20 protein-coding genes are annotated in these 21,945 nt (G+C 71.1%); 1 reads left to right on the plus strand and 19 read right to left on the minus strand.

Translation table 11 applies throughout. The features are described from left to right. The 12 genes from gmk to efp all read right to left on the minus strand — a co-directional run bounded on the left by gmk (position 1) and on the right by efp (position 15,226). Entirely contained in the window at positions 1-912 is a 912-nt protein-coding gene (gene gmk / locus ACFU8V_RS10755; RefSeq protein ID WP_378870967.1) for a guanylate kinase, read from the minus strand. After that, a complete protein-coding gene (gene pyrF, locus ACFU8V_RS10760; RefSeq protein ID WP_366215589.1) occupies positions 905-1,750 on the minus strand; it encodes an orotidine-5'-phosphate decarboxylase in 846 nt (281 codons plus the stop codon). Before pyrF ends, gmk begins: the two co-directional genes overlap by 8 nt. Next, positions 1,747-5,034, minus strand: a complete 3,288-nt coding sequence (gene carB, locus ACFU8V_RS10765) for a carbamoyl-phosphate synthase large subunit (protein WP_378870971.1) — start codon at positions 5,032-5,034, stop codon at positions 1,747-1,749. The genes pyrF and carB overlap by 4 nt, the downstream gene beginning before the upstream one ends. Further along, positions 5,034-6,212: a glutamine-hydrolyzing carbamoyl-phosphate synthase small subunit gene (gene carA, locus ACFU8V_RS10770; protein ID WP_085607542.1), complete on the minus strand. Its 1,179-nt coding sequence runs from the start codon at positions 6,210-6,212 to the stop codon at positions 5,034-5,036. Before carA ends, carB begins: the two co-directional genes overlap by 1 nt. After that, positions 6,209-6,721: a hypothetical protein gene (locus tag ACFU8V_RS10775; RefSeq protein WP_062634504.1), complete on the minus strand. Its 513-nt coding sequence runs from the start codon at positions 6,719-6,721 to the stop codon at positions 6,209-6,211. Before ACFU8V_RS10775 ends, carA begins: the two co-directional genes overlap by 4 nt. Further along, complete coding sequence (locus ACFU8V_RS10780) at positions 6,718-8,022, minus strand: dihydroorotase (RefSeq protein ID WP_085607544.1); 1,305 nt, start codon at positions 8,020-8,022, stop codon at positions 6,718-6,720. The genes ACFU8V_RS10775 and ACFU8V_RS10780 overlap by 4 nt, the downstream gene beginning before the upstream one ends. Continuing rightward, positions 8,019-8,984 (minus strand): aspartate carbamoyltransferase catalytic subunit, encoded by a 966-nt coding sequence (locus tag ACFU8V_RS10785; protein ID WP_025103497.1) that lies wholly within the window; start codon positions 8,982-8,984, stop codon positions 8,019-8,021. Before ACFU8V_RS10785 ends, ACFU8V_RS10780 begins: the two co-directional genes overlap by 4 nt. Beyond that, positions 8,981-9,511 carry a bifunctional pyr operon transcriptional regulator/uracil phosphoribosyltransferase PyrR gene (gene pyrR, locus ACFU8V_RS10790; protein ID WP_025103498.1) on the minus strand — a complete coding sequence of 177 codons (531 nt, stop codon included), beginning with the start codon at positions 9,509-9,511 and terminating at the stop codon, positions 8,981-8,983. Before pyrR ends, ACFU8V_RS10785 begins: the two co-directional genes overlap by 4 nt. Positions 9,512-9,595: 84 nt before the next feature. After that, positions 9,596-11,173 (minus strand): Rieske 2Fe-2S domain-containing protein, encoded by a 1,578-nt coding sequence (locus tag ACFU8V_RS10795; protein WP_126893171.1) that lies wholly within the window; start codon positions 11,171-11,173, stop codon positions 9,596-9,598. A gap of 80 nt (positions 11,174-11,253) precedes the next feature. Then, a complete protein-coding gene (locus tag ACFU8V_RS10800; RefSeq protein ID WP_378870978.1) occupies positions 11,254-14,208 on the minus strand; it encodes a DEAD/DEAH box helicase in 2,955 nt (984 codons plus the stop codon). 43 nt (positions 14,209-14,251) lie between these two features. After that, on the minus strand, positions 14,252-14,662 hold the full coding sequence (gene nusB / locus ACFU8V_RS10805) for a transcription antitermination factor NusB (RefSeq protein WP_025103501.1): 411 nt from the start codon (positions 14,660-14,662) through the stop codon (positions 14,252-14,254). A gap of 3 nt (positions 14,663-14,665) precedes the next feature. Beyond that, positions 14,666-15,226 carry an elongation factor P gene (gene efp, locus ACFU8V_RS10810; protein ID WP_025103502.1) on the minus strand — a complete coding sequence of 187 codons (561 nt, stop codon included), beginning with the start codon at positions 15,224-15,226 and terminating at the stop codon, positions 14,666-14,668. Between the two features lie 175 nt (positions 15,227-15,401). On the opposite strand from efp, the gene ACFU8V_RS10815 reads away from it, so the two are divergent. Continuing rightward, positions 15,402-15,740, plus strand: coding sequence for a hypothetical protein (locus ACFU8V_RS10815; RefSeq protein ID WP_249521867.1), 339 nt, complete (start codon positions 15,402-15,404; stop codon positions 15,738-15,740). Positions 15,741-15,751: 11 nt separating this feature from the next. Here the strand turns inward: ACFU8V_RS10815 and aroQ are convergent, their stop codons facing one another. Genes aroQ through mltG form a run of 7 tightly spaced genes read right to left on the minus strand, consistent with a single transcriptional unit; the run spans position 15,752 to position 21,943 of the window. Next, on the minus strand, positions 15,752-16,192 hold the full coding sequence (gene aroQ / locus ACFU8V_RS10820) for a type II 3-dehydroquinate dehydratase (RefSeq protein ID WP_378870983.1): 441 nt from the start codon (positions 16,190-16,192) through the stop codon (positions 15,752-15,754). Further along, entirely contained in the window at positions 16,189-16,713 is a 525-nt protein-coding gene (locus ACFU8V_RS10825; RefSeq protein ID WP_378870986.1) for a GNAT family N-acetyltransferase, read from the minus strand. The genes aroQ and ACFU8V_RS10825 overlap by 4 nt, the downstream gene beginning before the upstream one ends. Beyond that, positions 16,710-17,798 carry a 3-dehydroquinate synthase gene (gene aroB / locus ACFU8V_RS10830; RefSeq protein ID WP_378870989.1) on the minus strand — a complete coding sequence of 363 codons (1,089 nt, stop codon included), beginning with the start codon at positions 17,796-17,798 and terminating at the stop codon, positions 16,710-16,712. The genes ACFU8V_RS10825 and aroB overlap by 4 nt, the downstream gene beginning before the upstream one ends. Continuing rightward, the gene (locus ACFU8V_RS10835) at positions 17,795-18,313 is read right to left on the minus strand and encodes a shikimate kinase (RefSeq protein WP_085607560.1); all 519 of its coding nucleotides are present in this window, start codon (positions 18,311-18,313) and stop codon (positions 17,795-17,797) included. The genes aroB and ACFU8V_RS10835 overlap by 4 nt, the downstream gene beginning before the upstream one ends. Further along, positions 18,297-19,526, minus strand: coding sequence for a chorismate synthase (gene aroC, locus ACFU8V_RS10840; protein ID WP_378870993.1), 1,230 nt, complete (start codon positions 19,524-19,526; stop codon positions 18,297-18,299). Before aroC ends, ACFU8V_RS10835 begins: the two co-directional genes overlap by 17 nt. Before the next feature lie 58 nt (positions 19,527-19,584). Continuing rightward, a complete protein-coding gene (locus tag ACFU8V_RS10845) occupies positions 19,585-20,397 on the minus strand; it encodes a shikimate dehydrogenase (protein ID WP_249521866.1) in 813 nt (270 codons plus the stop codon). 4 nt (positions 20,398-20,401) lie between these two features. Beyond that, positions 20,402-21,943, minus strand: coding sequence for an endolytic transglycosylase MltG (mltG, locus tag ACFU8V_RS10850; RefSeq protein ID WP_378870995.1), 1,542 nt, complete (start codon positions 21,941-21,943; stop codon positions 20,402-20,404). Positions 21,944-21,945: the final 2 nt, after the last annotated feature.

Consider the following 21,945-nt stretch of genomic DNA (forward strand, 5'->3'; position numbering starts at 1 on the left):
TCAGCGCGCAGAGCTTGTAGACAAGTCTACGACCTCGCGAGCGGCGGTGGCGACGTCCTCGTTCACGATGAGGTGGTCGAACTCGTTCTGCGCCGCGAGCTCGACCTTCGCGGTCCGCAGCCGGCGGGCTCGCTCCTCGGCGTCCTCGGTACCCCGGCCGACCAGTCGGTGCACCAGCTCGCCCCAGCTCGGCGGCAGGAGGAAGATGAGGGTCGCCGACGGCTCGGCCGCGCGCACCTGGCGCGCGCCCTGCAGGTCGATCTCCAGCAGCACGGTCTTCCCCTCGGCCAGGGCGGCGTCGATGGGAGCGCGCGGAGTGCCGTAGCGCGAGCGGTTGTGCACGACCGCGTATTCCAGCAGCTCGCCGTCGGCGATCAGGCGGTCGAACTCGGCGTCGTCCACGAAGTAGTAGTGCACGCCGTCGATCTCGCCCGGGCGTGGAGGTCGGGTGGTCGCCGAGACGGACAGATGGATCTCGGGGTTGTTCTCGCGGATGTGCGCGGCGACGGTCCCCTTGCCTACGGCCGTGGGACCGGCGAGGACGAGCAGTCGGCTGCGCGCCCCCCGGGGCGCAGGTACGGGGAACCGGTCGTCCAGCCACTCCTCCAGCACCCGGCGCTGCCGGGCGCCCAGCCCGCCGAGCCGCTTGACCGGAGAGATGTGGAGCTGCTCCAGCACGCGGTCGCGCTTTCCCGCGCCGATCGCCGGGAGGGCCAGGAGGAAGTCGGTGATGCGCATGGACCCCTCGACCGAGTCAGGGTCCTCCGTCGCGCGATGCAGCACGGCCTGCGGGGTGACGACGCGCATCGTCAGATCCCGCTTGAGCGAGGCCCTGGCGCGTCGTCTCTCGACCGCACGGCGGGCGGCGGCGGCCCTGTCGACCTCGGGGACGGTGCGGCGTTCCTCAGCCACGGCTGACCTCTCGATACTGGGCGGCGCGGTCGGCGATCGTCTCGGCGAGGGCCGCCGGGCCCGCGGAGAGGAGGCTGCGGCTCTCGCTCGCGATCACCGAGGCGGCCTGGGGGCCGAAGCGGCGGGCGAGATCCGCGGGAGTGGCGCCCTGCGCGCCGAAGCCGGGGGCGAGGATCGGGGCGACGGGCGCGAACGGCGCGAGGCCGGCCTCCGCCGCGTCCACGGTGGCACCGATGACGAAGCCGAAACTCCCCCACTCCCCCGCGGGCGTCGCGGCGGCGTTCCGGCGCGACACCTCGGCGACCACGGCCGCGGACACGGTCTCGCCGTCCGCGGTCGTCGCGCGCTGCAGCACGGTCGCCTCGGGGTTGCTGGTCGCCGCGAGGACGAAGAGCCCCTTGCCGTGCTCCTCAGCCAGGGCGAATGCGCCCTCCAGCGCACCGACGCCGAGGTACGGGTTCACCGTCAGGGCGTCCGCCTCCAGAGGCGCACCGGCGGGCAGCCAGGCCTGCGCGTAATCCGCCATCGTCGATCCGATGTCCCCGCGCTTGGCATCGGCGATCACGAGCAGTCCGGCCGCCCGCGCGGCGGCGAGCACGTCCTCCAGCGCGGCGAACCCGGCGGCGCCGTACCGCTCGAAGAACGACACCTGCGGCTTCACGACACCGACGCGACCGGCGGCCGCCTCGACGGTACGGAGCCCGAACTCCCGGACTCCGGCGGCGTCGGCGGTCAGCCCCCACGCCGCCAGCAGAGCGGCGTGGGGGTCGATGCCGACACAGAGCGGACCGTGCGCCTCCAGAGCGGCGCGGGCTCGCCTGCCGAAGCGTTCCGTCATACCGCGGCCATCCGGTCCTGGGCGTACTCCTGCAGGCTCTTGACCTGGAAGCCCTCGTGCGCGGCGTCCATCCCGCTCACCGCCGCGCCGAGCACGGCGATGGTCGTGAAGAGCGCCTTGTCCGCGGCGACGGCGGCGGCGCGGATCTCGTAGCCGTCCGCGCGAGCGGCACCACCGGACGGGGTGTTCACGACGATGTCGATCTCCCCGTCGTTGATGAGGTCGACGATGTTCCGGGCGCCGGACTCCTGAGTCTCGCTGTACTTCTCGACCACCGTGACGGCGATGCCGTTGCGGGACAGGATCTCCGCCGTGCCCTCGGTCGCCACGATCGTGAAGCCGAGCTGCTGGAGGCGGTGCGCCGGGAGGATCACCGCGCGCTTGTCGGAGTCGGCGACCGAGATGAACACGGTTCCCGAGGTCGGCATGCCGCCGTAGGCCGCGGCCTGGGACTTCGCGAACGCGGTCGGGAAGTCGCGATCGATGCCCATGACCTCGCCGGTCGAGCGCATCTCCGGGCCGAGGACCGAGTCGACCGTCTTGCCGTCGGCGGTGCGGAACCGCTTGAAGGGCAGCACGGCCTCCTTGACCGAGACCGGAGCGTCCAGCGGGACGCGCGAGCCGTCCTGCGCGGGCAGCATCCCCTCGGCGCGGAGCTCGGCGATGGTGGAGCCGGCCATGATGCGGCTGGCGGCCTTCGCCATCGGGATGCCCAGCGCCTTGGAGACGAAGGGCACCGTGCGGCTGGCCCGGGGGTTCGCCTCGATGACGTAGAGCACGCCGGCGCTGATCGCGAACTGCACGTTCAGCAGACCGCGCACGCCCACGCCCTGCGCGATGGCGAGGGTGGCCTCGCGGACGCGGTCCACGTCGCTGCGGCCGAGCGAGACCGGCGGCAGCGTGCAGCTCGAGTCGCCGGAGTGGATGCCGGCTTCCTCCAGATGCTCCATCACGCCGCCGATGAAGAGGTCGGTGCCGTCGTACAGGGCGTCCACATCGAGCTCGATCGCGTCGTCGAGGAAGCGGTCGACCAGGAGCGGCTTGCCCTCCTCGATCACGACCTCACCGGCGGTCCGCACGAAGTAGTCGCGCAGCGCGTCGGTGCCGTAGACGATCTCCATGCCGCGGCCGCCGAGCACGAAGCTCGGGCGCACGAGCACCGGGTAGCCGATCTCCTCGGCGATGCGCACCGCGCCCTCCACGTCGATCGCCGTGCCGTTGCGCGGCGCGAGGAGTCCGGCCTCGTCGAGCAGGCGCGAGAACAGCTCGCGCTCCTCGGCCAGGTCGATGGCCTCCGGGCTCGTCCCCAGGACCGTGTAGCCGGCCGCCTCGATGCCCTTCGCGAGCCCGAGCGGGGTCTGCCCGCCGAGCTGGCAGACGACGCCGAGGATGGTGCCGCTCGCCGCCTCCGCGTCCAGGACCTCCAGCACGTCCTCGAGCGTCAGCGGCTCGAAGTACAGCCGGTCGGACGTGTCGTAGTCGGTCGACACGGTCTCCGGGTTGCAGTTGATCATCACGGTCTCGAAGCCCGCGTCGGACAGCGCGAACGAGGCGTGCACGCAGGAGTAGTCGAACTCGACGCCCTGACCGATGCGGTTCGGGCCGGAGCCGATGATGACGACCTTGGTGCGGTCGGACGGCGCGACCTCGGTCTCGGCGTCGTAGCTCGAGTAGTGGTACGGCGTCAGCGCGGGGAACTCCCCTGCGCAGGTGTCGACCGTCTTGTAGACCGGGCGGATGCCGAGGCCGTGGCGCACGCCGCGGATCTCGGCCTCGCTCTCGCCGCGGAGCTGGGCGATCTGCACGTCGGAGAATCCGTGCTCCTTGGCGTAGCGCAGAGTCGCGTCGTCCAGCTCGCCGGCGGTGCGGACGACCTCGGCGACCTCGTTGATGAGGACGATCTGGTCGAGGAACCAGGGGTCGATGGCCGTGGCCTCGAACGCCTGCTCGATGGTCGCGCCCTTGCGCAGCGCCTGCTGCAGGGTGACGATCCGGCCGTCGGTCGGGGTCTTCGCGATCTCGAGCAGTTCCTCGACGGTGCGCGGCTCCTCGCCCCAGTGGAAGCTGGAGCCCCGCTTCTCGAGCGACCGCAGCGCCTTCTGCAGCGCGGTGGCGTAGTTGCGGCCGATGGCCATCGCCTCGCCGACCGACTTCATGGTCGTGGTGAGGGTGGCGTCGGCGGCCGGGAACTTCTCGAACGCGAAGCGCGGGACCTTCACGACCACGTAGTCGAGCGTCGGCTCGAAGCTGGCCGGGGTCACGCCGGTGATGTCGTTCGGGATCTCGTCGAGGCGGTAGCCGAGGGCGAGCTTGGCCGCGAGCTTGGCGATCGGGAAGCCGGTGGCCTTCGACGCCAGGGCGCTCGACCGGGAGACGCGCGGGTTCATCTCGATGACGATGATGCGCCCGTTCTCCGGGTTGACCGCGAACTGGATGTTGCAGCCACCGGTGTCCACGCCCACGGCGCGGATGATGTCGATGCCGATGTCGCGGAGCTTCTGGTACTCGCGGTCGGTCAGGGTCAGCGCCGGCGCCACCGTGATCGAGTCGCCGGTGTGCACGCCGACCGGGTCGACGTTCTCGATGGAGCAGACGACCACCGTGTTGTCGGCGGTGTCGCGCATGAGCTCGAGCTCGTACTCCTTCCAGCCGAGGATCGACTCCTCCAGGAGCACCTCGGTCGTCGGCGAGTCGCGCAGGCCGGCGCCGCCGATGCGGCGCAGGTCCTCCTCGTCGTAGGCGAACCCGGACCCCAGCCCACCCATCGTGAAGGACGGGCGCACCACGAGCGGGTAGCCGAGCTGCTCGGCACCGGCGAGGAGGTCGTCCATGGTGTGGGCGATGACGCTCTTGGCGACGTCCGCGCCCGCCTCGAGGACGAGCTCCTTGAAGACCTGACGGTCCTCGCCCTTCTTGATGGCGTCCACCTTCGCGCCGATGAGCTCGACGTCGTACTTCTCGAGGATCCCCTGCTCGTGCAGCGCCATCGCGGCGTTGAGCGCCGTCTGACCGCCGAGCGTCGGCAGGATCGCGTCGGGCTTCTCCTTGGCGATGATCGTCTCGATCACCGCGGGGGTGATCGGCTCGATGTAGGTCGCGTCGGCGAAGTCGGGGTCGGTCATGATCGTCGCGGGGTTGGAGTTGACGAGGATGACCCGGATGCCCTCCTCACGGAGGACGCGGCACGCCTGGGTGCCGGAGTAGTCGAACTCGCAGGCCTGGCCGATGACGATCGGGCCGGAGCCGATGACGAGGACGGAGCGGATGTCGTCGCGCTTGGGCATTACTTTGCGTCCTTCTTGTTCGCGATGACCATGTCGCGGAAGCGGTCGAAGAGGTAGTTGGCGTCGTGCGGTCCGGCCGCGGCCTCGGGGTGGTACTGCACCGAGAAGGCGGGGATGTCGAGGGCGCGCAGGCCCTCCACGACGTTGTCGTTGAGGCCGACGTGGCTGACCTCGACCTTGCCGTAGCCGTGCGGGCTGTCGAAGGAGCCCTCCAGGGGCGCCTCGACGGCGAAGCCGTGGTTGTGCGCGGTGATCTCGACCTTGCCCGTCTGCTTGTCCAGCACGGGCTGGTTGATGCCGCGGTGGCCGAACGGCAGCTTGTACGTGCCGAGACCCAGGGCCCGGCCGAGGAGCTGGTTGCCGAAGCAGATCCCGAAGAAGGGCAGCCCGTCGTCGAGGACCGCGCGCAGCAGTTCGACGTGGTCGCCCGAGGCCGCGGGGTCGCCGGGACCGTTCGAGTAGAAGACGGCGACCGGCTCGATCGCCCGGATCTCGTCGATGCCCACGTCCTGCGGGAGGACGTGCACGTCGAAGCCGCGGGCCGCGAGGTTGTCGATCGTCGCCTGCTTCACGCCGAGGTCGAGCACGGCGAGGTTGCCGATGCGCTCCCCCACCGCCGGGGTGACGGTCGCGCTCTGGACGGACACCTGCGCGGAGAGGTTGAGGCCGGTCATCTCCGGGGCCTCGCGGACGATGCGCAGCTGCTCCTCCGGGTCGAGCTCCGCCTCCGCACCCGAGAAGATGCCGCCCCGCATGGAGCCGGCCGAGCGGATGTGGCGGGTGACCGCGCGCGTGTCGATGCCGCTGATGCCGACGATGCCGTCCTCGACGAGGACCTCGTCGAGAGAGGCGTTCGCCCGCCAGTTCGAGACGACGCGCGAGGGGTCGCGCACGATGTAGCCGGCGACCCAGATGCGGCGGGACTCGGTGTCCTCGTCGTTCATGCCGGTGTTGCCGATGTGCGGGGCCGTCTGCAGGACGATCTGTCCGGCGTAGGACGGGTCGGTGATGGTCTCCTGGTATCCCGACATGCCGGTGGCGAACACGACCTCGCCGAGGGTGCGCCCGCGCGCGCCGTACGCGCGTCCGCGGTGTCGGGTGCCGTCCTCCAGGACGAGGACGGCGGGGTCGGGAAGGCGGGCCGCGGAGGCCTGCGGGGAGGAAGTCGAGAGGGTCATGACGAGGCTCCTGTGTCAGGGGCGGCGGGGATGAGCCGCTGCAGGTCGGAGATGAGGGTCGGGAGGTCGCCGCCGGTGAGGCGCACATAGCTGTCGACGACGGTCGTGTCGTCGACGTGCCACGAGATGCGCACGAGCCCGCCGGGCTCCACGACGCGATCGATGGTGACGGTCGCGCGGTCGACGGAGACGAGGCGGTCGGCGGCGAGGAAGACGGTGGGGGCACCGTCGAGGGCCAGCGCGATGCCGCGGTCGGTCACAGCCAGCTCGCCGCGTGCGCGGAACGCCAGCGGGGTGATCGCGAGCCGTTCGAGGGGCTGCTCGTGCCGAGTCGTGGACACGTAGAGCACCTCGTCGCGGCGCGTCACCTCCGCGTGCTCCGGCACCCCGAGCGGGGCCGTGTACGCGGCATCGCGCCGCACTCGTCGTCGCCAGGCGAACAGCATCGAGAGCAGGATCAGCAGCGCGACGGCGATGATGATCGCGACCGCGAGGTCCCGTGCGCTCATGCGCCGAGCTCCTCGACGACGGCGCCGCCGTCGACCGTGAGGACGCCGCCGTGCACGGTGTACTCCACCCTGCCGGGCAGGGCGCGGCCCAGGTAGGGCGAGTTCACGCTGCGCCCGTGCAGGTCCGCGGCGGTGAACACACCGTCGACCGCGGGGTCGTACAGCGTGATGTGCGCGGGCTGCCCGGCGGCGAGCGGCGTGCCGTGGCCGGAGAGCCGGCCGATGCGGGCGGGCGTCGCGCTCATGACGCGGGCGACGTCGGCCCAGCCGATCAGGCCGGTCTGCACCATCGACTGGTGCACGACCCGCAGGGCGCTCTCCAGACCCACCATGCCGTTCGCGGCGGCCTGCCACTCGCACGCCTTGTGCTCGCTGGGGTGCGGTGCGTGGTCGGTCGCGACGATGTCGATCGTGCCGTCGGCCAGACCCTCCCGGACCGCGAGGACGTCCTCTTCGCGGCGCAGCGGCGGGTTGACCTTGAACCGCGCGTCGTAGCCGCGGACGAGTTCGTCCGTGAGCAGCAGGTGGTGCGGCGTGACCTCCGCCGTCACGTTGACACCGCGCTTCTTGGCCCAGCGGATGATGTCCACGGAGCCTGCCGTCGAGAGGTGGCACACGTGCAGCCGCGAGCCGACGTGCTCGGCGAGGAGCACGTCGCGGGCGATGATCGACTCCTCGGCGACCGCCGGCCACCCGGCCAGCCCGAGCTCGGCCGAGACGGTGCCCTCGTTCATCTGGGCGCCCTCGGTGAGTCGCGGGTCCTGCGCATGCTGGGCGATGACGCCGTCGAAGGACTTCACGTACTCCAGAGCCCGGCGCATGATCAGCGGGTCCCACACGCAGAAGCCGTCGTCGCTGAAGACCCGAACCTGGGCACGGGAGGTGGCCATGGCGCCCAGCTCGGCGAGGCGCTCGCCCTTCTGCCCCACCGTGACGGCGCCGATCGGCTGCACGGTCGCGTAGCCGGCGGCCTCGCCGAGGGCGAGCTCCTGCTCGACCACGCCCGCCGTGTCGGCTACCGGGGAGGTGTTCGGCATCGCGAACACGGCGGTGAACCCGCCCGCGGCGGCCGCTCTGGTGCCGGTGAGGATCGTCTCGGAGGCCTCGAACCCCGGCTCGCGCAGGTGGGTGTGCAGGTCGACGAGGCCCGGCAGCGCGACCAGGCCCGCGGCGTCGATCACCCGCGCGCCGGTGCGGGTGATCCCCGTCCCGACCTCGGCGATGACGCCGTCCTCGATGATGATGTCGGCGCCGTCCGCGCCGAGCAGCTGTGCACCGGTGATGACGAGGGTCTCGCTCACAGGTCTCCCCCTCGTTCGTCGTCTCGTTCTCCTGCCAGCAGCAGGTACAGCACCGCCATGCGCACGGAGACCCCGTTCGACACCTGTTCCAGCACCGTCGAACGGGGGGAATCGGCAGCTTCGGAGGAGATCTCCAGTCCCCGGTTCATGGGTCCGGGGTGCAGGACAATGCTACCGCCCGGCAGAGCCGCCACGCGCCGTGCGTCCAGGCCCCACCGGCGCGAATACTCCCGCTCAGTCGGGAAATACGCCGCGTTCATCCGCTCGAGCTGGATGCGCAGCATCATCACGGCGTCCGGCCCCTCTGCGAGGGCTTCGTCCAGGTCGTAGACCACGCGGACGGGCCACAGGGACACGTTCTGCGGAACCAGGGTCGGCGGCGACACGAGCGTGACCTCGGCGCCGAGCGTGGTGAGCAGCCAGACGTTGGAGCGCGCCACGCGGGAGTGCAGCACGTCGCCGACGATCGTCACCCGGAGACCGGAGAGGTCGCGTCCGCGGCTCTCCGCACCGAAGCGACGCTTGCGGATGGTGAAGGCGTCGAGGAGCGCCTGGGTGGGGTGCTCGTGCGTGCCGTCGCCGGCGTTGACGACTCCGGCGGAGATCCAGCCGCTCGTGGCGAGCGTCTGCGGGGCGCCGGAGCCGGGGTGCCGCACGACGACCGCGTCGGCGCCGATCGCCTCGAGCGTCTGCGCGGTGTCCTTCAGGCTCTCGCCCTTGGAGACGCTGGAGCCCTTGGCGGCGAAGTTGATGACGTCGGCGGACAGGCGCTTCGCGGCGGCCTCGAAGGAGATGCGGGTGCGCGTGGAGTCCTCGAAGAAGAGGTTGACGACGGTCTTCCCGCGGAGCGTGGGGAGCTTCTTGACCTCGCGGGACTGGGTGTCGGCCATGTCCTCCGCGACATCGAGGATGCGCAGGGCGGTCGCTCTGTCGAGCGTGCGGGTGTCGAGGAGATGCCTCATTCGCCGATCGTCACCTCCTCGGCGCCGTCGTTCTCGAACAGACGCACGTTGACGCGCTCGGTGCGCGCGGACGGGATGTTCTTGCCCACGAAGTCGGGGCGGATGGGAAGCTCCCGGTGTCCGCGGTCGATGAGGATCGCGAGCCGCACGACGGCGGGACGGCCGATCGACTGCAGGGCGTCGAGCGCGGCGCGGATGCTCCGGCCGGAGAAGAGGACGTCGTCGACGAGGACGACCGTCTTCCCGTCGATGCCGCCCGCGGGGATCTCCGTCGGCTGCGGCGATCGCGTCGGGTGCTTGGCGAGGTCATCGCGGAAGAGCGTCACGTCGAGGGATCCGACGGGGACGGAGACCTGCGCGATCTCGCTGATCAGCGCGGCGAGCCGGTGTCCCAGCGTCACGCCGCGGGTCGGGATGCCCAGCAGGACGAGGTCGTCGGCCCCGCGATTGGACTCGAGGATCTCGTGCGCGATCCGGGTCAGCGCTCGTGAGATGTCGGCTTGGTGCAGCACAGTGCGCACACCCATCAGCCGCTCCCTTCTCCGCCTCACAGGACGGTGTTAAAGGTTGCTTGTGATCTCAGTCTATCGGAGCGCTCAGGCCTCCGCAGATCAGCTCGCCTCGCGGAGCACCGGATCCGTCACGTCGTCGATCTTCGAGGAACGGATCGGGTGGCCGCTCGTGGAGAGGCAGCGTCCGGTCTTCAGGTCCCACTTCCAGTCGTGCATGCTGCATGTGAGGATGCCGTCCTCGTCGACCTTCCCCGTCTTGGTGAGGTCGGCGCGCAGGTGCGGGCAGCGGCGCTGGACGACCCAGTCGCCGATCTCCGCATCCTCGGTCTGGTCGGTCTGCTCCTGGTACCAGTTCTCGACGTACTCGATCCGGTCGACCGAGAGGCACTTGAGGAACGTGGTGAGGAACTCGTTGAACTTGCCGCTGCGGCCGACCGAGAACTGCATCGACAGGAAGATCGAGTTCGACCAGTCGATCTCGTGGTCGCGGATGTTCGTCGAGACGAGGTCGGCCGGGATCGTGTACCAGTACACGCACTCCTCCCCCGCGTACTCGCGGACCTTGGCGCGCGGGAAGTCGACCACCATGTCCAGCTCCCCGATGCGGAAGCGGACGTGCCCGCCGACGCCGAGGCGGATGGTGCGCGACTTCTTCAGCAGCGGCTCCCACCATTCCTTGATCGCGGCCAGCATCTCCTCCGGCGGGATGATCTCGGCGCGCGAGGCCTCCTCGTCGCGGATCTCCTGCTGGCGGGTCGCGCGCTGCTCCTCCAGGTACTCCCACTTCTCGTCGAAGATGTGGGCGAGCTCGGCCTCGGTGTAGAGCGTCTGCTCGGTGGTCACCGCACCGCCGTCGATCGTGACGAGAGTGCCAGGGACGAAGAGCTGCCCGTCGTACTTCGGGGCCAGCTCCTTCATGTGCGCGATGAACTGCTTCTGGTCCGTGAAGATGGACTCGCCGTTGCGGCCCATCCCGTTGAAGTCGAAGAGGTCGTCGCGGAGGAACATGGGCGGACCCGCCATCGGGAAGACGTGCGGAGCGTCGACCTTCTCGATGTAGTACATCGCGCGCTTGTTCTGCGCCTCGCGCTTGAGGCGGGCGAAGTTCTGCTTCGCGTCCAGCGGCAGGTCGTAGACCATGGGCCACCAGATCGCCCCGGAGACCTGCGTGAAGTAGGCGTCGGGCTTCCCGAAGTGCAGCAGCTTGTCGAGATCGAGCGGGTGCGAGTCGTTCTGGTTCAGCATCGAGCCGGTGCCGTCGTCCACGCTGAGCGACGAGTCGCCGATCGGGCCGTCGCTCGGCGCGCGCAGCGGGGTGATCATCATCTTGAGCGCCCCGCGCTCGATGATCTCGCCGGCGGGCGCGTAGGTGATGTTCGTGTAGCCGAGCGCCCGGATGTCCTGCTCCAGGTCGTCGATCGGATACTCCGGCAGGAGCACCTCGATGTCCTTGCGGATGTACCGCTCCAGGAGCGCCGGGTCGAAGTGGTCGCGGTGCCGGTGCGAGATGTAGAGGAAGTCGGCTTCACGACCGTAGCGCTCCCAGTCGAGGGCGCGGTTGTCCGGGAACGGGAACCAGGACCCGAAGAAGGACGGGCCGAGCACCGGGTCGCAGATGATGTTGCCGCCCACCGTCTCGATGAACATGCCGGCGTGGCCGAGTCCCGTGATCCGCATTGCATTCCTCTCGAAGATGAACCGTTCGATTGTACCGACGGCTCCCTGAGCGCCCGGCGGGACGGGCCGGGGAAAACGGTCTAGTCGTCGAAGAGACCGCGGATGTCGTCGGCGGTGAGCGTCTGCGCGAAGAGCGCGTCGTCATCGAGCACGGCGGTGAACAGGCGGGCCTTGCGGCGTTGCAGCGCGAGGACCTTCTCCTCGATCGTGCCGCTGGCGATCATGCGGTAGACGAACACCTGGCTGCGCTGGCCGATGCGGTGCGTGCGGTCGACTGCCTGGGCCTCGGCGGCGGGGTTCCACCACGGGTCGAGGAGGAAGACGTAGTCGGCCTCGGTCAGCGTGAGCCCGAACCCGCCGGCCTTCAGGCTGATGAGGAAGACGGGCTGCTCCCCCTCCGCGAAGTCCGCGACCACCTGCTCGCGATGACGCGTCGAGCCGTCGAGGTGCGCGTACGGGATGCCGGCGGCGTCCAGACGCGCGGCCGCCATGTCGAGGAAGGACGTGAACTGGCTGAACACGAGCGCGCGGTGCCCCTCCGCCTGCAGCTCGACGATCCGCTCCAGGAGCTCGTCGAGCTTGCGGGAGCCGAGGCGCGCGTCGGCCGGGTCGATCAGCGCCGGAGCGAGGCTCAGCATCCGCAGCAGCGTCAGGGAACGGAACACGATGAAGCGGTTGCGGTCGAGATCCTCCAGCAGGCCGAGCACCTTCTGCCGCTCCCGCTGCAGCACCGTCTCGTAGAGCTCGCGATGCCCCGCACTCAGCTCGATCTCCAGCACCTGCTCCTGCTTCGGCGGCAGGTCCGGAGCGACGAGCTCCTTGGTGCGGCGGAGCACGAGCGGGCGGATCCGTCGTCGGAGCTGCGCGAGGCGGCGCTGCCGGTACGGTCCGCCCTCCGCGTTCTCCGGGACCTTCCCCTGCTCGATCGGCTGGATGTAGTGCTCGCGGAACTTCCGCGCCGAAGCGAACAGGCCGGGTGCCGTGAGCTTCAGCAGCGCCCAGAGCTCCTCGAGGCTGTTCTCCAGCGGCGTGCCCGTGACCGCGATGGTGACGTCGGACGGGAAACGCGCGACGGCACGATGCAGCTTCGTCGCCGGGTTCTTCACGAACTGGGCCTCGTCGAGGATCAGCCCGGCCCAGGTGACGCCCGCGAACCCCTCTTCGTCGAGCCGCGCGACGGCGTAGGTGGTGAGCACCACGTCGGCCTCGCGAGCCACGGCGGCCACGGCAGGCCCGGCGGTCGAGTCCCGGGTGATCACGCGGAGACCCGGAGCGAACCGCGCCGCCTCGGTGCGCCAGGTCGCCAGCACGGATGTCGGCACCACCACAAGGAAAGGGCGTCCCTCCCCCGCCGCACGGGCGTGCAGGATGAGCGCGAGCAGCTGGACAGTCTTCCCGAGACCCATGTCGTCGGCGAGGATGCCGCCGAGCCGATGCGACCAGAGGAACGCGAGCCAGTCCAGCCCCTCCTTCTGGTACGGCCGCAACTGTGCGGTGAGCCCCGGAGGGAGGGGCACCGCCGGCACCGCAGTGGCGCTGCGCAGTCCGTCGGCGGTGGCCCGCCAGCTCACCGCGGGAAGGGCCTCGTCCGCCAGATCCTCGAACTCCTCCCACAGATCCGTCTGATGCCGACTGATCCGCGGGCCCGTCTCCCACTCGTCCAGATCCCCGGCCTCGTCCAGGAGGTCGCGCAGACGGTCGAGCGCCGGGTGGTTCAGGGAGAAGTAGCTGCCGTCGACGAGCAGGAGCTTCCGCCGGCCCGCGCTCAGGGCCGTGAACAGCGGCTCGAAGGGGATGTTCCGCCCGTCGATGCGGACGATCACGCCGAGGTCGAACCAGTCGGGGTCGGTGCTCTCCACGGTCGAGACCGTGATCTCCGGCTCCCCGGCGAGCTCGCGATACGTCTTGCGGCGGCCAGACACCTCCACCTCGACGCCCTCCGCCTCCACGGCGGGGACGACGCGGGTCATGAACTCCGCGGCCGCCACGTCGTGGAACGCCCCCGCGGGGGCGAACGCGACGCCGTGCTCCTGCCAGACGTTCCGGATCCGATGCGTCACAGAGGCTTCGGCCTCCGGATCGCGCACGGCCTCCGGACCCGGCGTGAACGGCACCCTCCCGAAGCCGCGATAGTCCCACTCGACGGTGTACTCCACGGTGTCTCCGCGACGGAACGCCACCCGGAGCACGGCACGGGGCGGTGGGAGGTCGGGGAGCGCGACGCGGCCGACCGCGCGGACGGGGAGACGGCGCGCGAGGAGTGGATAGGCGTCCTGGAGGAAGGCCGCCTCCTCCGCTGCGGGGACGACGAGCATCCCGGCCCGGAGCAGCGACGGCGCGGGCCCCGCGAGCGGAAGCTCCGCGAGCGTCACCTGCAGGCGCGACCCGCTCTGCGCGACCTCGTACACGCCGGAGCGCCCGAGGGCGCGGATGCTGCCCGGCGGCGTCTCGCGCCCGTCCAGAGTCACGACCGGACGGACGACGAGGCCGCCGTCATCGTCACGGGACACGGTCGCCGTCAGTTCCGCGGCGTCGGCGAGGACGAGCGTCGTCGACCGCTGGGCCGCCACGAGCGGGATGCCGAGGTCGGTCGCCGACCGCAGATGCCCCCAGAGGAGCCGCGACTCGATGAGGTCGGCGACGAGCCAGTCCCCCGCCGTGCCGGAGAGCAGCGCGTCGCGCGCGATGCTCAGCAGATCGGCGAACCACCGCGACTGCTCCCGACCGTACTGGTCCGGCGCGCGGCGGACCGCGTCCCAGGTGGCGGAGCCGAGCACCCAGGACCCCGTCGCTGCGCTCCGCTCCAGCGGACGGATGCCGAGGAGGATCTCCCCCACACCCTTGGCGACGTCACGGGGAGTCGCGGTGCGCTGCGGGCGTGAGGCCCACGGGTTGGCTCCTCGGGCGTCGCGGACGCGCACCTCGAACCCGAGCGCGAGGGGGGTCGCCGCCGCCGGGGCAGCGCCGGCGTCCAACAGGGCACGCCAATCCCGCGCCCCGTCTCCCGGGGTGGCGGAGGCGGGCGGGCGGATCATGAGACGATCCTGCCCGCCACCGCCGACACCGCTGCTGCGGCGCTCAGGCCGAGCGGGCGACGCGGGCGAGCACGCCGTGCACGAACGCGCCCGACTCGTCGGTGGAGAACTCCTTCGCGAGCTCCACCGCCTCGTCGATCGCGACCGCTGTCGGCACGTCGTCGTTGTAGAGGATCTCCCACGCGCCGATGCGCAGCAGAGCGCGGTCGACGGCGGGCATCCGCTCGAGCTTCCAGTCGCGGCTGTGGGTCGTGATCTGCTCGTCGATCTCGTCGCGCTGGTCGATGATGCCGTCGACGATCTCGCGGGCGTACAGCCACGACGCCTCACGTGCGGGCTCGTTCGCCGCGCGCTTCGCCTCGGCGGCGAGGGCCACCGCGACTTCGTCGCCGCGGACGTCGGCCGAGAACAGGATGTCGAGCGCGCGCTTGCGCGCCTTCGTGCGGGCGCTCACGCCTTACTTCTCGCGGCCGAGGTACTCGCCCGTGCGGGTGTCGACCTTGACCTTCGTGCCGGTCTCCAGGAACAGCGGGACCTGGATCTCGTAGCCGGTCTCGAGCGTCGCGGGCTTGGTGCCGGCGGACGAGCGGTCGCCCTGCAGACCGGGCTCGGTGTAGGTCACCTCGAGGATGACCGAGGCCGGGAGGTCGATGTAGAGGGGGTTGCCGTTGTTGAGGGCGATGGTGACCTGCTGGTTCTCGAGCAGGAAGTTCTTCGCGTCGCCGACCGTGGCCGCCGGCAGCGTGATCTGGTCGAAGTCGGTCTGGTCCATGAACACGAACCCGTCACCGTCGGTGTAGAGGTAGGTGTAGTCCCGGCGGTCGACGTTCTCGATGTCGATCTTCGCCCCGGCGTTGTACGTGCGGTCCACGGTCTTGCCCGAGACGACGTTCTTCAGCTTCGTGCGGACGAAGGCGCCGCCCTTGCCGGGCTTGACGTGCTGGAACTCGATGACGCTCCAGAGCTGCCCGTCGATGCTGAGGACGACGCCGTTCTTGATGTCTGCGGTGGATGCCATGTGCGAGGAGTTCCGTTCCTGAGTCCGTGGGGGCCGGGGTCGGCCGACAGTCGATTCTACGGGATGCCCGGCGCGGGCCGTCGCGGGGCACGATAGACGCTCCTCCGCGAGAGCGGAAGCCCCGTGACGATGCCCGTGGTCCCGGGCAGCGTGGACGAGGACAGGAGGAATCGACATGAGCGAAGACGATCGCGACCGGGACCCGACCAGGATGGCGAATCAGCCGGCGCTGCGGACGTCGTCCGGGGCGGTCTGGCTCATCGTCGCCACGATCTTCACGGCGGTCAGCCTCGTGCCCCTGATCGGCATCGTCCGCAGCGGCGGCGCGGCGGGAACCGTCGGCCTGGTGACCGCGATCATCCTGGTCCTGGGCCTGGCCGCGATGGTCGTCATCCGCCTCGCGGTGTCGAGCATGCGGCCACGGCTCCGTGCGCTGGCCGCCTGTTTCCTCGCCATGGCCCTGTTGACGCTCGTGGGCATCACGGTGTGCGTGCTGCTCGTCGGCCTGCCCTGATCCCCGCGCGCTCAGAGCTGCGCGACGAGGTCCCGCACCGCGTCGGCGTAGCCCTCCACGCCGCGTCCGATGACACGCACCGCGGCGACGTCGTGCAGGTACGAGTGGTGACGGAACTCCTCGCGGGCGTACACGTCGGAGATGTGGACCTCGGCGAAGGGCAACGCGACGCCTGTGAGCGCGTCACGCAGGGCGACGGAGGTGTGGGTGAGGCCGCCCGGGTTGATGACGATGCCCGCGCAGTCCGCCCGCGCGTCGTGGATCGCGTCGATGAGCACGCCCTCGTGGTTGCTCTGCAGCGCCCGCACCTCGAACCCGAGCGCGGCGGCGGCCTCGGCGGTGATCCGCTCGACGTCGGCGAGGGTCGCCGTGCCGTACACCTCGGGTTCGCGGGTGCCGAGGAGGTTGAGGTTGGGGCCGTTGACGAGCAGCAGCCGACGCGGGGCGCTCATGCGGGCACGCTCCCGGTGTCGACCAGCTCGCGACGCATGACCCATTCCCGCCCGAAGTTGGCCGTCTCGATCTCCCCGGTCCGGACGAACCCACGCCGACGGTAGACCGCCTGCGCGCGCTCGTTGTCGACGTGCACCTCGAGTACGAGCGCGCGGAGGCCGCGATCGCGGGCCCAGGCCGCCGCGGCGTCGAGGAGCGCATCGATGACGCCCGCACCGCGATGCGTGTCCGCCACGTAGACCCCGACGACCAGCCCCGTGTCGTGCTGCTCGCGATGCGGAAGCACGGTCACGGTCCCGGTCCAGGCGCCGTCGTCGGCGATCGCGACGAACTGCGCGGAGGCGGCGTCACCCGCGGCATTTGCGGCGCGCTCCTGCCAGAAGCGGTCGGGCTGTGCGGCGGCGTGCTCGACGGAGTCGAGGAAGGCCATCGGTGCGGCCGGGTCGGCGAGGGCCTGCAGCCGCAGCGCCTTGACCTCCCGCCAGTCCTCCGGTGTGATGCGCCGGACGGCGATGCTCATGCCCCGATCTCCTGGTAGGCGGCGAAGAGCAGCGACTCATCCGGCGCCTGGAGCACGGTGGGCTTGGCGATGTCGTCCAACAGGATGAAGCGGAGCATGCCGCCGCGGCTCTTCTTGTCGCGCTGCATCGTGGCGAGCAGCTGCGGCCAGGCACCGGCCCGGTACGACGTCGGCAGGCCGAGCGACTCGAGGATCGTGCGGTGGCGCTCCGCCGCGGCGTCCGACAGGCGCCCCGCGAGCCGGGACAGCTCCGCGGCGTACAGCATGCCGATCGAGATGGCCGCCCCGTGCCGCCAGCGGTACCGCTCGGCGTGCTCGATCGCGTGGCCGAGCGTGTGGCCGTAGTTCAGGATCTCCCGCTGCCCGGCCTCGCGGAAGTCGTCCGAGACGACCTGCGCCTTCATGTCTATCGCGAGCTCGACCGCCCGGCGGAACTCGTCCGTCGTGGTGTCGACCGCGCGCGCGGGATCGGCCTCGACGATGTCGAGGATCTCCGGCGCCCAGATGAAACCGGCCTTGACGACCTCCGCGAAGCCGGCGGTGGCCTCGTTCAGGCTCAGGCTGCCCAGTTCGTCGAGGTCGCCGACGACGGCGCGCGGGGCCCAGAAGGCGCCGACGAGGTTCTTGCCCTCCGCGGTGTTGACGCCCGTCTTGCCGCCCACCGCGGCGTCCACGAGGCCGAGGACGGTGGTGGGCACCTGGACGATCTGGATGCCGCGCAGCCAGGTCGCCGCGACGAAGCCGGCGAGGTCGGTCACCGCTCCCCCGCCGTAGCCGACGACGGCGTCCGTCCGGGTGAAGTCCGCCTGGCCCATGACCTGCCAGCAGAAAGCGGCGACCTCGATGCGCTTGCCCTGCTCGGCATCCGGGATCTCGGCGAGCAGCACCTCGCGCGGGCCATCCGCGGTGTCGGCGAGGAGCCGGTCGCGGAGCTCGGCGGCGCGGGCTGCGAGGGTCGGCGGGTGCACGACGAGGATCTTGCGGACGCCCGGCGCGAGAGCCGCGGACACCTGGTCGAGGATCCCCCGTCCGATCGTGATGTCGTAGGCGTCGTTCCCGGTGACGCTGATGGTCGTCGTGCTCATCGCTGTTCTCTCCTCCATGCCACGATCTCGTCCGCGATGCGCTGCATCGGACGCCGCGAGGTGTCGAACGTGGCCGACGCCACCTCGTCGTACCATCCTCGCCGTTCGGCGAAGATGCGCTTCCACTTCTCGACCGGGTCCTCGCCCGCCAGCAGCGGGCGCGTCCCGCCGCGCAGGCGGTCGGCGACGGCCGCCTCGGTCACGGTGAGGAAGACCACCGGATGAGCGCGCAGCAGCGCGCGCGTCTCCGGATCCGTGACGGCGCCACCGCCGAGGGAGATCACGCCGCCCTCGGCGAGGGCCTCGCGGACCGCCGCGCGCTCCAGGTCCCGGAAGTGCGCCTCGCCGTGCGTGGCGAAGATCTCGGGGATCGGGCCGTACGCGGCGACGATGCGCTTGTCGGTGTCGATGAAGGCGACGCCCAGCCGCCGTGCGACCCTTCGTCCGACGCTGGTCTTGCCGGCCGCCATCGGTCCGACGAGGACCAGCGTCAGCGGATCAGCCGCGTTCGTCATGCGCGATGAGCGCCGCCTCGGACGCGGGGGCCGTGCGCAGCTCCGCGGGGATGCCGTCGAGGTATCCCGCCAGGTTGCGGCGCGTCTCGCGGATGCTGTCGCCGCCGAACTTCTCCAGCACGGCGCGCGCCAGCTCGATCGCGACCATGGCCTCCGCGACGACCCCCGCCGCGGGCACGGCACAGACGTCGGAACGCTGGTGGTGCGCGGTCGCCTCGTCGCCGGTCGCGACGTCGATCGTGCGCAGCGCGTGGGGCACGGTCGCGATCGGCTTCATGCCGGCCCGCACGCGCAGCACGGTCCCGGTGGACATGCCGCCCTCGGTGCCGCCGGCGCGGTCCGTGCCGCGGGCGATGCCGTCGGCGGTGGCGAAGAGCTCGTCGTGGGCGGCGGAGCCGCGGCGGCGGGTGGTCTCGAAGCCGTCGCCGACCTCCACGCCCTTGATCGCCTGGATGCTCATGAGCGCCTGGGCCAGCCGGGCGTCCAGGCGGCGATCCCAGTGCACGTGGGAGCCGAGCCCCGGCGGCAGGCCGTACGCCAGGACCTCGACGATGCCGCCGAGCGTGTCGCCGTCCTTCTTGGCGTCGTCCACCTCCGCGACCATGAGCGCCGAGGTCGCGGGGTCGAAGCACCGCAGCGGGTCGGCGTCCAGCGCGTCCACGTCATCCGGGGTCGGCAGCGCCGCGCCATCCGGCACGCGCACCGGACCGATGGAGAGCGTGTGGCTGACGAGTCGGATGCCGAGCTCGCCGAGGAAGGAGCGGGCGACAGCACCGAGCGCCACGCGGGCGGCGGTCTCCCGGGCGCTCGCCCGCTCGAGGATCGGACGGGCCTCATCGAAGTCGTACTTCTGCATGCCCACGAGGTCGGCGTGTCCCGGACGTGGCCGGGTCAGCGGGGCGCCACGACCGCGCGAGCGATCGGTGAGCTCCACCGGCTCCGGGTTCATGACCTCGATCCACTTCGGCCACTCGGTGTTGCCGATGCGCAGGGCGATGGGGCTGCCCAGCGTCTTCCCGTGCCGGACGCCACCGGAGATCGTGAGCTCGTCCTGTTCGAACTTCATCCGGGAGCCGCGTCCATAGCCGAGCTTGCGGCGGGCGAGGTCGGCCTGGATGGCCTCGGACGACACCGGGACGCCGGAGGGCAGACCCTCCATGACGGCGATGAGTTCTGGGCCGTGCGATTCGCCGGCCGTGAGCACGCGGAGCATGTGCTCTAGTCTCCCATGCGTTTCCCCCCGCGCCGTGCCGCGTTTCGTCCGGCGGCGCTCAGAGGGCGGCGCGCATCGCGGCGAGGACGGCCTCCTCGTCCGGCAGCGGCGAGACCGGGTCGCCGTGCAGGAAGATCCGGATCTGCCGGACCGCCTGATGCAGCAGCATCCCGAGCCCGGAGACCACCGGCGCCGCACCCCATGCCGCCGCCAGGGCGGACGGCCAGGGCGCGTAGGCGGCGTCGAACAGCGTGCCGCCGCTCTGGGCCAGTCGGGCGGCACTCTCCGGCGGAAGCACGGCGCCGGAGGGCAGGGTCGCCACCGTGAGGTCGACGGCGCCCTCCACCACGTCGAGCGGTCGCGGGGTGACCACGACGCCGCGTCGCTCCCCGATCCCGACGAGCCCCGCGGCGCGCTCAGGCCGACGGGCGGCGACCTCGACCCGTGTCGCCCCCAGGTCGGCGAGAGCGACGAGGGCCGAGGCCGCCGTGGCTCCGGCGCCCAGGATCCGCGCCGTCCCGATCTCGCGGATGCCGGCGTCCCCGAGCGCATCGACGATCCCGCCGACGTCGGTGTTGAATCCTGCCGGGGTCTCCGAGAGCAGGAGCGTGTTGACCGCGCCGGTCAGCTCCGCGTGGGCGTCTCGGGTGGCGGCGTATCGGTACGCCTCCTCCTTGAGCGGCATCGTCAGGGACAGGCCGCGCCAGGTGTCGTCGAGGGCCTCGACCGCGTCGTTGAAGCCCTCCGCGCCGACCTGACGGCGCCCGTACTCCCAGTCCAGTCCGAGCACCGCGTAGGCCGCAGCGTGCAGCTCCGGCGACCGTGAGTGCCCGATCGGGTCGCCCCAGACCGCCAGCCGTCTCCGGTTCACCGCGTCAGCAACCGGCGTCGGGGTTCGCGCGGCACCAGTCCCGCCACTTCTCCACGCCCTGCTCGTGCTCCGCGAGGGTCTCCGAGAACTGCGTCTCGCCGGTCTCGAGGTTGACGGTGACGAAGTAGATCCACGGCCCGTCCGCGGGGTGCATCGCGGCATCGATCGCGGCATCGTTCGGGCTCGCGATCGGCGTGGCCGGAAGCCCCTTGTTCACGTAGGTGTTCCACTCGTTGGGGTCTTCCAGAGCCTCGGCCGAGCTCGAGACCACGCCCTCATGCAGGGAGCCGTACCCGTACTGCGCCGTCGAGTCCATCTGGAGCAGCATGTCGTCGTCGAGGCGGTTCTGGATCACGCGGGACACCTTGGCGAAGTCGTCCGTGCGGCCTTCGCGCTGGATGATCGAGGCGATCGTGAGGATCCGCTGCGCGTCCTCGTCCGGGACGCCGGCGGCGGCGAGCGATTCGCGCGTCCGGTCGACCATGCGCTGGATGACCTGCGTCGCGGTGACCTCGGGGTCGAACGTGTACACCGCGGGGAACAGCCACCCCTCCAGGCTCTGCGCCTCCACCCCGTACGCGGACGGATCGGCGACGGCTGCCTCGAGGTCGGCCAGCGGCATCCCGAGAGTCTCCGCCATGGACGGCAGGGCCGATTCGATCGTCCCGCCCTCCGGCATGGAGACGGTGTTCTCGAGCTTGTTCTCCTCGTTGCGGAGCGCGGCGAGGGCATCCTCCGCCGTCATCTTCTTCTGCAGGCGGTAGACGCCGGGATAGAAGGTCACCGCGATGTTCTCGTCGATGAGGTAGTCGTAGAAGACGTCCTCGGTCTTCGTGACGCCGGCTTCGTACAGCGCCGTCGACACGGGGCCGCCCGTGTCGCCCTGCTTGATCGTGACGTACACCTCACCGGTCGCCTGACCGGGCTCCCAGTCCTTCGGCTCCCCCCACCCCATGGCGTCGGCGATGCGGTCGCCGAAGGTGTTGGCGACCCAGACTCCGCCGGCGGCGATGCCGCCGAGGATCACCAGGACGATGATCAGGGCGACGAGGCAGCCCTTGCGGCGCTTCTTCTTGGTCGGCGCACCGTGATCGCGGCCGTCGTCCTGGGCGGCGAAGATCTCGTCGAGCCCGCCGCCCAGCGCGGGTGCGAAGTCTTCGGTGCCGGTCGACCGGCGCGGCCCCGGAGCGGGGGTCTCATCCGCGCTCGTCGCGGCGAGGGGCATCGCGCGTGTCGCGACCGGTTCGGCATCCGCGCCGGGCACCGCCGACCGGTGGTCGTTCCCCGGTGTCTCCGCAGTGGTCGCCGCCGACGCCGAGACCGGGCGGGCGGGCACATCGGCAGCGGGTGCGACACCGGCGTCCGGAGCGGGCGGGGCCTCCTGCTCGCGCGCCGCGGCCTCCCTGGCCGCACGGCGGGATCCGGGCGCCGGCGTGTCGTCTCCGGCGGTCGGGACCTGCGGGGACGGAGCGGGGAGGTTCTCGAACAGATCCCCCAACCGGGTGCTCTGCTCGTGCTCGGGCGCACGGCTCTCGCGTTCGGACATGT

Origin of the sequence: Microbacterium sp. NPDC057658, assembly GCF_042799975.1 — a bacterium.
In the GTDB taxonomy this organism is placed as follows: Bacteria; Actinomycetota; Actinomycetes; order Actinomycetales; family Microbacteriaceae; genus Microbacterium.

Coding starts and splice junctions, on each gene's coding strand:
- pyrF (WP_366215589.1), bottom strand. CDS start 1,750: ATGACGGAACGCTTCGGCAGGCGAGCCCGCGCCGCTCTGGAGGCGCAC.
- carB (WP_378870971.1), bottom strand. CDS start 5,034: ATGCCCAAGCGCGACGACATCCGCTCCGTCCTCGTCATCGGCTCCGGC.
- carA (WP_085607542.1), bottom strand. CDS start 6,212: ATGACCCTCTCGACTTCCTCCCCGCAGGCCTCCGCGGCCCGCCTTCCC.
- ACFU8V_RS10775 (WP_062634504.1), bottom strand. CDS start 6,721: ATGAGCGCACGGGACCTCGCGGTCGCGATCATCATCGCCGTCGCGCTG.
- ACFU8V_RS10785 (WP_025103497.1), bottom strand. CDS start 8,984: ATGAGGCATCTCCTCGACACCCGCACGCTCGACAGAGCGACCGCCCTG.
- pyrR (WP_025103498.1), bottom strand. CDS start 9,511: ATGGGTGTGCGCACTGTGCTGCACCAAGCCGACATCTCACGAGCGCTG.
- ACFU8V_RS10795 (WP_126893171.1), bottom strand. CDS start 11,173: ATGCGGATCACGGGACTCGGCCACGCCGGCATGTTCATCGAGACGGTG.
- ACFU8V_RS10800 (WP_378870978.1), bottom strand. CDS start 14,208: ATGATCCGCCCGCCCGCCTCCGCCACCCCGGGAGACGGGGCGCGGGAT.
- efp (WP_025103502.1), bottom strand. CDS start 15,226: ATGGCATCCACCGCAGACATCAAGAACGGCGTCGTCCTCAGCATCGAC.
- ACFU8V_RS10815 (WP_249521867.1), top strand. CDS start 15,402: ATGAGCGAAGACGATCGCGACCGGGACCCGACCAGGATGGCGAATCAG.
- aroQ (WP_378870983.1), bottom strand. CDS start 16,192: ATGAGCGCCCCGCGTCGGCTGCTGCTCGTCAACGGCCCCAACCTCAAC.
- ACFU8V_RS10825 (WP_378870986.1), bottom strand. CDS start 16,713: ATGAGCATCGCCGTCCGGCGCATCACACCGGAGGACTGGCGGGAGGTC.
- aroB (WP_378870989.1), bottom strand. CDS start 17,798: ATGAGCACGACGACCATCAGCGTCACCGGGAACGACGCCTACGACATC.
- ACFU8V_RS10835 (WP_085607560.1), bottom strand. CDS start 18,313: ATGACGAACGCGGCTGATCCGCTGACGCTGGTCCTCGTCGGACCGATG.
- aroC (WP_378870993.1), bottom strand. CDS start 19,526: ATGCTCCGCGTGCTCACGGCCGGCGAATCGCACGGCCCAGAACTCATC.
- mltG (WP_378870995.1), bottom strand. CDS start 21,943: ATGTCCGAACGCGAGAGCCGTGCGCCCGAGCACGAGCAGAGCACCCGG.